8 protein-coding genes are annotated in these 11,757 nt (G+C 54.4%); 5 read left to right on the top strand and 3 right to left on the bottom strand.

The annotated features are described in order from the left end of the window. Positions 1–179: 179 nt before the first annotated feature. Both AC5DDB_RS05100 and AC5DDB_RS05095 read right to left on the bottom strand, forming a co-directional pair. Positions 180–671, bottom strand: a complete 492-nt coding sequence (locus tag AC5DDB_RS05100; RefSeq protein WP_491738606.1) for a DinB family protein — start codon at positions 669–671, stop codon at positions 180–182. Next, on the bottom strand, positions 671–1,996 hold the full coding sequence (locus AC5DDB_RS05095; RefSeq protein WP_491738605.1) for a hypothetical protein: 1,326 nt from the start codon (positions 1,994–1,996) through the stop codon (positions 671–673). The genes AC5DDB_RS05100 and AC5DDB_RS05095 overlap by 1 nt, the downstream gene beginning before the upstream one ends. A gap of 178 nt (positions 1,997–2,174) precedes the next feature. On the opposite strand from AC5DDB_RS05095, the gene AC5DDB_RS05090 reads away from it, so the two are divergent. Further along, on the top strand, positions 2,175–3,305 hold the full coding sequence (locus AC5DDB_RS05090) for a DUF1570 domain-containing protein (protein ID WP_491738604.1): 1,131 nt from the start codon (positions 2,175–2,177) through the stop codon (positions 3,303–3,305). A 6-nt stretch (positions 3,306–3,311) separates the two neighbouring features. Here the strand turns inward: AC5DDB_RS05090 and AC5DDB_RS05085 are convergent, their stop codons facing one another. Further along, entirely contained in the window at positions 3,312–4,823 is a 1,512-nt protein-coding gene (locus AC5DDB_RS05085) for a polysaccharide biosynthesis/export family protein (RefSeq protein WP_491738603.1), read from the bottom strand. A gap of 339 nt (positions 4,824–5,162) precedes the next feature. Here AC5DDB_RS05085 and AC5DDB_RS05080 point away from each other — a divergent pair, with 339 nt between their 5' ends. The 4 genes from AC5DDB_RS05080 (at position 5,163) to AC5DDB_RS05065 (ending at position 11,714) form a co-directional block, all read left to right on the top strand. Next, entirely contained in the window at positions 5,163–5,693 is a 531-nt protein-coding gene (locus AC5DDB_RS05080) for a hypothetical protein (protein WP_491738602.1), read from the top strand. Positions 5,694–5,801: 108 nt separating this feature from the next. Next, positions 5,802–7,640: a DEAD/DEAH box helicase gene (locus tag AC5DDB_RS05075; protein WP_491738601.1), complete on the top strand. Its 1,839-nt coding sequence runs from the start codon at positions 5,802–5,804 to the stop codon at positions 7,638–7,640. 464 nt (positions 7,641–8,104) lie between these two features. Next, positions 8,105–9,259 (top strand): carboxylate-amine ligase, encoded by a 1,155-nt coding sequence (locus AC5DDB_RS05070; RefSeq protein WP_491738600.1) that lies wholly within the window; start codon positions 8,105–8,107, stop codon positions 9,257–9,259. A gap of 565 nt (positions 9,260–9,824) precedes the next feature. Then, complete coding sequence (locus AC5DDB_RS05065) at positions 9,825–11,714, top strand: 2-oxoacid:acceptor oxidoreductase subunit alpha (RefSeq protein WP_491738599.1); 1,890 nt, start codon at positions 9,825–9,827, stop codon at positions 11,712–11,714. Positions 11,715–11,757: the final 43 nt, after the last annotated feature.

The following is an 11,757-nucleotide window of genomic DNA, read 5'->3' as shown; positions in this document are numbered from 1 at the left end:
CTTCTGACGGAACGTACATTATCGATTTCGTCTAAGTTTATTGTCAATCAAGATCCCATCGCGCTGTCTTGAATTTTCGGTTTCGGCAATATCGGTCCATTGGGCAATTTAGGGAAGTGCGTGTCAATCACGATTTGCCGATTCTCGGAAAATCGCGGATTGTGCATTCACTCGAATCGTTAAAACAGGGGTTTCCGGCCTAATTGTCTTCGTATGACTGCCCATTGTCCCGCGTGCATCATCCAGTGCGTTGGCATCATTGCAATAACATAGCCCATCGTTGGACCGAAGAACTGCCATTCTTCGGGAGTCTCTCGATCGAGTTCTTCTTCGGTCGCCTGTTCCAATGCCGCGAACAGGGCTGCACGTTGTTCCTCACAAATACGAATCAATTCCTCTTTGCTGTCGAAGGCCGACGGATCGTTGTTCTCGGCGGTCTCTTTGGCATACCGTTCTTGGAAGCCGTCGGGCAGATCGGGCATCTGGCCAGGGAACACCAGAGAGGCCATCCGATGATCAGACATCATTAGGTGTCCCATCTGCCATTTAATATGATTCGCCCCCTCACAAGGACGATGCATCATTTCCTCTTCGGTGAGGTCTTCCAGGTACATCTTCCAGGCAATGTCCGGGGTGTGAAAAACGGCTTTCAGTGCTGCGGGGCCATGCATCAATCGTGACTTTCGGTTTGAGGAGTGTCCTTGGATGTTGGTCCGGGAACTTTAGGAATACGAAATTCAATCGGTAATGTTGTAATCAGCGTGGGAGCGACGTAGACGAAGTCCGTCCGGGCGATTTCAAACGGCGGATCACGGAAAGTGTATTCCAGGATCACACCACCGTCTGTCGTGAGTTCCGTCGAGAACCCTGCGTCACGTTGCTGACGCACACCGTTCGGACCTTCCAGGTACGCTTGATTGTGGAAAATCCACGTTCGATGAGATTCAAACGCCGGGCCACCGGTTTCGTAGGCGACAGCCAACCGCGTTTTCCATTGTGGCGTGTTTTGGAAATTCGAAGTCGTCACGTCGCGGAGAGTCACGGTCACACCACCGCGTCGCCGAGACGCTCCTTGCGATTTCGACAAATCGCGGAACCGAATCTCCTCGGTCCCGGCGGCAATTGTGAGCGTCAGTTGTCCTTGGAACAGACAATCGCGAACGTCAATCTCTGCATCGGTTGCCAGGAAATCCACGTCGAACGCCACTTCGCCCGCATCGCCTAACGCGAGTTCATATTGGGCGTCCGGATTGAACGCAGGGAATGTCTCGCCCGAGGAATTTCGCAGAGCGACATCGCGACCGGTCATTGCCAGGAATAAGGGTCGCAAACGTGGTTCGACCTCTAACCGACACCGCACCCGCACCAACCGAGTCGAATTGTCCGTACCGATCGGTCGCGTCTTGATCGGCTCCACAGACAGCAGGACTGATTCCAGCACTTGCGTTTTCGCAATGCGTTGCCGCGTTCCATCGACGAGCTGGAGTTCGCTGCCGGATTCCGGTCGTTGCCAATGAAACTCGAAGCGGTTGGCTAATGTCGTCATGACCTGCCAAAACGGCACGGAATTGACATCCATCGCGATCGACTGCGACAAAACATCTGCCGGCAACGCCTTCCATTCGAATCGGTTATTCGATTGCTCGCTGATTGCACGAAAAGCATCGGCGAGCGTCATCTCCGCAGATAGTGTGAGCAAACTTGCTTGAACCGATTCCTTGGCAGATCGCCGTTCTAACTCGATTCGGATTCGTCGCAGTTGCTCACGAGCCGCAACATCACGAATCGAATCAAGCGGTGGCAACCATTCGAGAACACCCGGACCGGCTGCCAAGAGTTCCCGCTGTGCAGCCACTCGTTCACTACGAGTCCCAGCCATCAGTTGTTTCACCCAAGACTCGGTGACGGCCTGATTCACCTCGTCAGCCAACACACTGACGGGAAGCTGCATGCATAACAGCAGTCCAAGAATCAGTCGGGTTGTCAGATACCGCATTGTCGCACCGCTCTTTTCTGACTTGGGAAGTCTTCCCTGAGTCTACGGCGGTTGTGACGGCTGAGAAAGTGGCGATGACGGATTTCTCCTGAAATCCTAGAGGTCGAAAACATTTCCGAGCTACAGTTGAATTGGACCGACCGCGTCACTTGCGAAATCGAGATTGTCAGTCGACACCATGATTCGTTTCTCACGATGCCTTTTTGTTGTCATTCTGCTCATGTTGTCGCGGGGAACCTTTGCCGGTGCCCCCAACCTGTTGCGACTCCACCTTGACGACAACCAGACCATCTCCGGCAAACTCGTGCAAATGGATTCCACGCGGTGCTGGCTGATGCAACCGGATGGATGGTTGAAGACGTTGCCCGTAAAATCGGTCCGACGTGTCGAACGCACCAAGAGCCCGTTCAATGCGGAGACGTCGATTGCGTTACGCACGCGATTGCAGCGAGAATTCGGACGAAGTTACGAAGTTGCGGCCGGTCGAAACTACGTGGTCGTCGCCCCAATGGGACGGGCCCGGGATTACAGCGATCTTTTGGACGAAGTCTACGGCGGGTTTCGAAGCTACTTCGCGATGCGAGGGTTCCAAGTCGAGACGCCAGAGTTTCCACTGATTGCAATTGTATTCGCGGACGCCAAATCGTTCGCCGACTTTTGTCGCCAAGATGGACTGCAACCCTTTGCCGGTTTGCGTGGCTATTACTCGCCCCAGACCAATCGGGTCGCGATCTTCGATTCGGAACAAGCGTCCGTGAGCGACTCCGAGTCCGCCGACAAACTGAATCAACGTGCGTTCGCGATGGTCACGGGAAACTTGCGAGACACACTCGTCCACGAAGCCACCCATCAAATCGGTTTCAATACCGGTCTACACGCCAGACTAGGCGCGAATCCTCGGTGGGTTGTCGAAGGACTGGCGACGGTCTTCGAAGCGCCGGGAATTCTCGATCGATCCGCAAGACACGAGATCGGCAGCCGAATCAATCGCGAACGACTCATCTGGTTCCGCAATTTTCTTGTGTCACGACGTCCGGAAAAATCGCTGGAATCGTTACTCAAATCTGACCGCCCGTTTCAGACGGACACACTCGATGCTTACAGCGAAGCATGGGCATTGAGCTTCTATCTGATCGAAACGCAACCCGTCGCGTATGCTCGGTATCTGCAAACACTCACGCAGCGGGCGATGAATTCCGAAGACTCTCCGTCGCAAAGACTCGATGAATTCCGCGATGCCTTCGGCAAAGATCTCCCGCTTTTTGAAGCGAATTATTTGCGGTTCATGCGGCGAATGAGCGTCAAGTGAGCCGGCTTAAGCTGCATCGGAAAGATTCGCCAACGCGTCATCAAACCGACTTCGTTCTGCTAACGGATGCCCGGTGGTATTCTGTGACGGAACGTGTCGAACCGCCCGTGGAGACGCAAACTTGGGTTTTGGCAGTGGAATACTCGCCTGAGTTACGGGCTTCGGCGTCGGCATGGCAGGTTTGGATTCTGCCTGGCCTTTCGCGTGAATTGTCGGTTCTGCTTTCGGGGTCGGCGTGAAGTGCGGTCCCTTGAGTAGCTCTTCGACGGTCTGGTGAGGCCGATCGATCCGGATTTCCGTTTTCGCAGCTGCACGAGTCGCACTCCATCGTTGCGATGCTCGTACCAAAACGAATGTCACGGCCAGAAAGATCCCGGTGACCCCGGCAACCCATTTCCACATCCGCCAAGATTCCGCACGCTTGCTGCTCGTTTCCGGTTTGGGATCCAATGCGACCGTGTCAGCGATTGTCGCAACGTCTAAACGAGCCGGTTTTCTCTCGGCGACAGGATGTGCAACGGTCGGTGTCTGCTCGGATTTCCTCGCGGCAGCCGCCTCTTCAATCTTGCGAATCTTCTGAATCAATGTCGGTTCTTCCGATCGCACAATCGCTGGTTCGCCGAGCGTGGGGCCAGACATCGACGGTTGGGATTCAAGCTCACTTGTGTTTGGCACGATCAACTGCGGTGGCTCGGGTCCGAGTTCCACGCGGCTGAGCACCGGCGGAGTTGGCAACGTCTCAGGAACGGAATTTCCGATAGTCCCGACGGTCGATGGAGCCGTTTGTTCAAGATCGTCCTGGAACACGGGCGGAAGTTCGGGCAGTCGGTTCGATTCAATCGGCAGCCCTTCAAAAGAAACAACCGTCGGCCCGGTAAATCGATCGGTGTTTGACGCGGACCGGCTTCGTCCCAAGGCTGGTGACGTGATCTGTAAACCCGACGCCAATTCCGGGCTCTGTCCCAGGTACGCGAGAATCGCTTTGGGATGAGCGTGCGTTTTCGGAACGGGAATCACAATCGGATGCGTCGTCAAACCGACTAGTGCCACCGGAATGGGTTCGCCATCACGATTGATGTTTGCCGTCGAGGTTCCATAGGCCGTATCGCTCGCGGCCATCTGAACGGTGCGGCTACGCGACACAAAGCCGTCGACGATGAGAACATCGCCGTCAAGCAACTCTGTAAGTCGCGATTGATCCGTCGTTTCGGTTCCCACGTAAATCATGTGAGATAAACGGTTTCCCCGAACGATTCGCACGCTTCCACTCGCACGACGAGTCAGACCACCCGCACGGTTGAGCACATGCCCCATCGTCGCTGTGCCGGTTGCTAGTTGGTACACCCCAGGACGGGCAGCTTCCCCAATCACCCCAATATGCACGGAATGACGCGGCATCGCCTCGACGACATCCGCGATACAAAGTGTGGGAAACAACACACAGGTTATAACCGCGAGAAATCCGTGCATGGTCCACAATCTTCGTGGAGACTGGGCAAGTAGAGAGGTTTTGTCCATGATTCCGTCTCGGTCTGCAATGTGGCCCGACCATCGCACGGTCGATCAACTTCCTCGACCGTTGTCACTGGCAGCAAAATTCCTGAGCTGCGGAAGACTTCTCATCGTTACAATCGGAAAACTCGAGTGACGGCTAGAGGAAATATACCGCGCGCTGAGAAAATTCACCGAATTCCCCCCGATGTTTGATTTACTCGACTGGAGTCGCCTGGGGTACATCGACGATGAGGGAAACGATTTGCGCAAGACTGGTGGCTAGCCCGCGAGACCAACACGTGAGGTCGCGCGATGGCAGCGAAGAAATGAACACGTTGTGAACTATCTAGGCAGGGATGCTGTATGTCGGCGAAAACGGCAAACGATTTCCGATTGGGCTTTCTTACTACGATTTCGCTCCAAGACCGTGGCCATGTCGGAGGTATGTTGATTACCAATCCTCAAGGCCGACCACTGGAATTCCAATGCACGACCCCGGTACAAGCCAATCGGACTCAACAAATCCTCTACGGTCCGACACTTTTGCCTTATCTGCGAGGGGAACTCATCGGGCGAACACTCGTCGAAAAGATGCGGGTCAAACCGACCGTGGTGCTGGTGGACGATCTTGAATTACTCAGCGTGCGTGAGCACATTTCAATGGCCGCCGCCTGTCTGATCGACTCGGCAACACCATCCGGTGCGGATGAGATGGTCATTGCCGGTCAGCGTTTGAAATTGGCAGAGGGACATACAGACGATCGAGCCGCTTTGGAGCAATTGGAAGGCACATTGGCAGCAGAGTCGGAACTTTCAGAACCCTTCCAACGAATTCAGGATGCGTTGAGCGAAGCACTCGGAAAAGCCGCTGCACCGACACGCGAAGCAGCTTAGGACCACGACCTTCGGTGACACAGCGTTTTCGGTTGTGTCAAACATAGCCTTCGACGAACACGGCTTCTCGAGTCGTGAAATACCGAGTCGTGACCATAGGAGTCCGCCATGTCTGCCGCCACCGCGACGAATCGGCCCGCATTTCCCAAACCTGAATGTCACGTCATCCCCTTCGAGACGGACGCCACGATTTACCAATCGGGTATCAACGCGGCTCTCACACGCGAACTCAAAATTGAGCCGGAATCGACCGAGTTCCTGACGGAAGTCAGTGTCAATTTCGCTTGGCGTCCCCACCGGCCCAGTGTCCGCACGTTCGGTCTCACATTCCCGGCTGGGATTGAATTCTTGCCGACGAAGAAGTCGGACGATGCAGAGTCCGCAGTTCCAGTTCCGAAACCCAAAAAGCCGGCGACCGCAAGCGATAACCAGCCCAAGAAACGGACACGGCTAAAACCACCGAGTGATGCCTTATCACTCGAAGACCGACTGTTCTACGTTCTGCAACCGCCCTTGGAAACGTGGTTAGCGGGACAAGAACTGATTATGCCGTTCGAGCCGTTTCCGTATCAGTACGAAGGCATTGCATGGTTATTCAAACAGCGGTGCGCGTTGTTAGCCGACGAAATGGGTCTCGGCAAGACGATGCAAACAATCACGGCGGTCCGTCTACTGTTACGGAGCGGACAGGCCCGCCGAATCCTCCTGGTGTGTCCAAAACCGTTGATGCCAAACTGGCAACGAGAGTTTCAATTCTGGGCCAGCGAATTGCCGTTGACGGTCGTCGAGGGCAACAGTCGTCGACGTGGTCTGATCTGGCAAATGCCCAGCGCAGGGATCTTTCTCATCAACTACGAGAGCTTCATTCGTGACTATGAAAGTCTCCCCGAAGAAGATCGTCCGCAATTCGATTTAATGGTGCTGGACGAAGCCCAACGGATCAAAAATCGAGACAGCCGCACTGCAACGACGATTCGGTCCGTCAAACGCAAACGCAGTTGGGCACTGACCGGTACGCCGATCGAAAACCGCCCCGAAGAGTTGGCGGCATTGTTCGAATTCCTCAAAGTCGTCCCGCCGCGAGCAACGCCGGATTTACGACGCTTAGGCCAACTTTCCGAGGAATACATTCTGCGGCGAACCAAAGACCTCGTCATGACCGACTTACCGCCGCGGTTGGATCGTGACGAACTGATTCCGCTCGCGCCCGCTCAAGAATTCGCCTACAAAACCGCCGAGAAAGACGGTGTGATTCAGCTCAATGAAATGGGCGATGAAATTACCGTGCAACATGTGTTTGAGTTGGTCATGCGACTTAAACAGATCACGAATTACGACCCTCTGACCGGCGAGTCGACGAAACTCGATCGGCTAGTTGCGGACATGGAAGAGATCTCCGCTAGCGGCGGCAAGGCGATTCTGTTTAGCCAATGGACGAAAACAATCGATTGGCTGAAAGACCGACTCGACGAACGACTTGGGGACCAGTGTGGCACATTGGTTTATCACGGTGGAGTACCGACGAAAAAACGCGAACCGATCCTCAAGCAATTCAAAGAGGACCCGAATTCGAACTTGTTACTGATGAGCTACGGTACCGGTGCCGTCGGTTTGAACTTGCAGTTTGCCGGCTATGTGTTTCTGTACGATCGTTGGTGGAATCCGGCAATCGAGGACCAAGCGATTAACCGAGCCCACCGTATCGGTTGCACGGCGGCTCAGATTGTCGTCACGAAATTCATTTGTCAGAATACGATCGAAGAGCGTATCGACAAGATTCTCACCGAGAAACGTGAACTGTTCGCACGGATTCTTGGTGAAGGCGACAACTCCGACGTGCAACTTTCGCTCAATGCGTCGGAAATCTTCGGCTTGTTCGATCTCAAGCGAAAGAGCGGGGCGGAAGTCGAACGAATCGGCCCCAAACAACCCCAGAAAGCCGCCTAAGGCAGATTCTTGACGTGACCGGGTTTTGGTTTGACGCGGTTTACGCCGTCGTTATCCTGTGAGTATCGTTAGCGTTGCGTGCGATTCCTTCCTTCGAATGAACAAATCTGTGGCTCAATCCCGGCGAGAACGGCTCGATCAACTGGCACATGATCTCAACGAGTGCCTACACGTGATCGCGATGGCGACCCTTCTTCTAAAAGAGGCGCCGAATGATCAGTCACAACTTGAGTCGATTTGTAACTCCCTCGACAACGAACGTCGCAGAGCCTCCGACTTGGTTCAAGAACTACTCGACGCCGTGAAAAACCCCGAGTGAATGGCAGGCTCTCCGATTGGGACCTTGCACACCCGATTCGGAAGCTTCCATTGCTTCGACGCTCGTCTACCGCCCGCATTTTCGAAAATGATTATCTGCCGGACCAGTTTTTGCTGTCAGTCGTCGCCGAGAGTCCAGACTCACGATGATGAACAGCAAATCAACGAAGGCAGGTATTCCGATGGATATAAAATCAGTCGGTTTCTCTTTAGGAATCGAGGAAGAGTACCAACTTATCCACCCTATGACACGGGAGTTACGCCCCCGTGCCAAAAGGATCATGACCGAAACGCATCCAGATCGGTCGGAAGACATCCAACATGAGCTGCGACTTTCGCAGATCGAGACGGCGTCACAAATCTGTGAGGGGTTCGAGGACGTTCGAAGCGAGTTGGTCCGTCTGCGGACAGAAATTGTCGATGCGACCGAACATGTCGACGCCCATTTAGTCGCAGCGGGGACGCATCCGTTTTCTCACTGGGAAGAGCAACCGTTTACCCCCAAGAAGCGGTACGACAAACTTGCCGATGACTTCCAACAACTCGCGCGAGAGCAAGTCATCTTTGGTTGTCATGTGCATGTGGGTTCGGAAGATACCGAGATGTCGGTGGAAATCTTGAACCGCTCGCGACGTTGGTTGGGGTGTTTGCTCGCGTTGTCGGCGAGTTCACCGTTCTGGTTGGGAGAAGATACGGGGTACGCAAGTTTCCGGACCAATGTGTGGATACGATGGCCACTCGCAGGACCGCCGCTTGAGTTCAGTTCGCATGGGGAATACGCAGATACGGTCAAATCGCTGGTTAGCGCGGAAGTGATTGAAGACGAGAGCAAAGTCTATTGGGACATTCGCATTCCCTTTCGACTGCCAACTGTCGAGTTCCGCATTGCGGATGTCTGCACGACGATCGACGAAGCTGTGATGATTGCCGGACTTATTCAAGCGTTGGCTCGCACTGCCGTCGGAGAGGCGGAAGCCAATATCCCTGCACCGAACATTCGCCATGAAGTCATTCGAACGGCACACTGGCATGCAGCGCGTTACGGACTATCAAAGACGCTCGTCGATCCCAGTTCCGCGCGAGCCATTAAAGCGGAAGAGCACATCGAACAGTTTCTAGATTACCTTCGCCCGGCACTAGAAGAACTTGGCAGTTGGAGCGAAGTCTCACAACTCGTGCACCAGACACTCGCAGACGGTAATAGCGCCATGCGACAACGAGCGGTCTTCGAGAAGACGCATCGGCTCGAAGATGTCGTTGACTATCTCGTCGAGGAAACTCGGCGTGGCACGGATCGCTGACCGAAATTCCGACGTTGAATTCGGAGTCTGGGCGATCGAGGCAGGCCGATTCTGTGAGAATAATTTGTCAATGAATTCTACAACTGATCAGAGTTTTGACGGATCAACGCTTTCCATTCCAAGTCAAGAATGCCACAATGGAGACGGAGAGTATGGACAAGGCTTCCAGTTCGAGAACTTGCACTCGAGTTCGGTACGATGCTGGCAGCGCGACTTCTCGATTTGGTTGACTTTTTTTGTGTCGGGGAGTCGCACTTCGGCTAAGGCCGATGAGTTGAACGAAAGTTAGACCGTTGTCGATGAACCTAAGAAACTCATCGCAATTTGTTCCTAACAAAACCTGAACCACCTAGACCAAATTACCATGGAAATGGTGATCCACACAAAGACTCATGACACATTGCGACCTCGCGGGGTCGCAATGTGTCATACTTGAGTGAAGCGACCGATTGCCTCGCCTTTCTCTCGGATTGACAACTCAACCGATCGCCAATCACAGCGATCGACTTCTCGAATTCGACCGAAACTCATCGGTCCGAGAAGTTCCATCCGAGGAGGTAGTTTCATGGCATCGACTGACGAGATCGCACCTGAGACAGATTCCCCGAGCAACGGCAAACCGGTCGAACAGCTCGACCAAGTCGTTATCCGCTTCTGCGGCGATAGCGGCGACGGAATGCAACTCGTGGGAACTCAATTCACTAACGTCTCCGCTGTCTTCGGAAATGACGTTAGCACTTTTCCCGACTTCCCAGCCGAGATTCGGGCACCCGCCGGTACCCTTAGCGGCGTTAGCGGGTTCCAACTTCATTTCTCGAGTCACGATATCTTTACTCCCGGAGACGCCGTCGACACGCTCGTCGCCATGAATCCGGCGGCACTCAAAACGAATATCAGTGACCTGAAACGCGGCGGACTGTTAATCGTCAACGCCGATTCCTACGACGAAAAGAACGTCGAGAAAGCCGGTTATACGTCGAATCCTTTGGACGATGAGACGGCGTTGCAAGGTTACCAGGTCCATCGAGTACCGATGACAAGGCTTACCCGTGATGCCGTCGATGGTTTGGGCCTATCTCCTAAAGAAGCAGAACGCTGCAAAAACTTCTTCGCTCTTGGCTTGGTTTATTGGCTATACGGTCGAGATGCGACCCCGACGAAAGAGTGGGTCGAGCAGAAATTCGCCCGCACGCCCGCACTCGTGGAGGCGAACCTAAACGCCCTCAAAGCAGGGAGTGTGTATGGCGAAGTGACCGAGGCCTTTGCAACGCACTTTCAGGTCCCACCCGCCGAACTTCCACCTGGGACGTATCGCAAAATCACTGGGAATGAAGCACTCGCAGTTGGCATGGCGACCGCTGCCAAACTTTCCGGCGCGAAGTTGCTGTACTCGGGATATCCGATCACCCCCGCCAGCGACATTTTGCACGAACTCTCTAAGCTGAAGCACTTCGGCGTGCGAACCTTTCAAGCTGAAGACGAAATCGCAGCGATGTCTGCCACAGTCGGGGCGGCATTTGGCGGCGTGCTTGCTGTGACAGCCAGCAGTGGTCCGGGGATTTGCCTGAAAGGCGAAGCCATGGGCTTGGGAATGATCACTGAGTTACCAATGGTGATCATTGACGTGCAACGCGGCGGCCCGAGTACCGGCTTGCCAACCAAGACCGAGCAATCTGATTTGCTGATGGCAATGTTCGGCCGCAACGGGGAAAGCCCATTGCCGATCGTTGCTCCCGCCACACCTGGCGATTGCTTCACAATAATGCAAGAAGCGATGCGAATTGCCGTCGAGTTCATGGTCCCGGTGGTTCTGCTTTCCGACGGGTACCTTGCGAACGGTGCAGAACCATGGCGTATCCCGGATGTCAGCGAACTCAAACCGCTTCCCAAACGTCATCCCGCTGCCCTCACCAACGGACAAGCTGAGCAAGGCTTTCACGCCTATAAACGCGACGAACGGTTAGTGCGGCCATGGGCTAAACCAGGAACCGCCGGCTTAGAACACCGCATCGGTGGCCTTGAGAAGTCCGACGGTACCGGAAACGTGGATTACGCGCCGGCCAACCATGCACACATGACGGCGACACGTGCCCAGAAGGTCGCGGGGATTGCCAACTCGATCCCGGAACAAGAAGTCGAAGGACCCGACAGCGGTCGCATTCTGGTCGTTAGTTGGGGCGGCACTTATGGAGCCGTCCGCACCGCCGTTCGTCAGCTCATCCGTGAAGGGGAATCTGTTGCGCATGCACACCTGCGGTATCTCAATCCGTTTCCAAGGAACCTTGAGTCGCTCCTTTCCAATTATGACCGGGTTTTAGTGCCCGAACTCAACAACGGCCAACTCAGTGTGCTCTTGCGATCTCAGTTCCTGACGGAAACAGTCGGCCTCAACAAAGTACAAGGCAAACCGTTTCTCGTTCAAGAAGTCGTCCAAGCCATTCGCGATCTTCTCTAAACCCAAGCATCGGTCTGCCGATTCTTTGGGGAGACCGATGGTT

Source organism: Thalassoroseus sp., assembly GCF_984380535.1.
The sequence above is the reverse complement of the archived record's forward strand: the minus strand, read 5'-3'. Positions and strand labels throughout refer to the sequence as shown.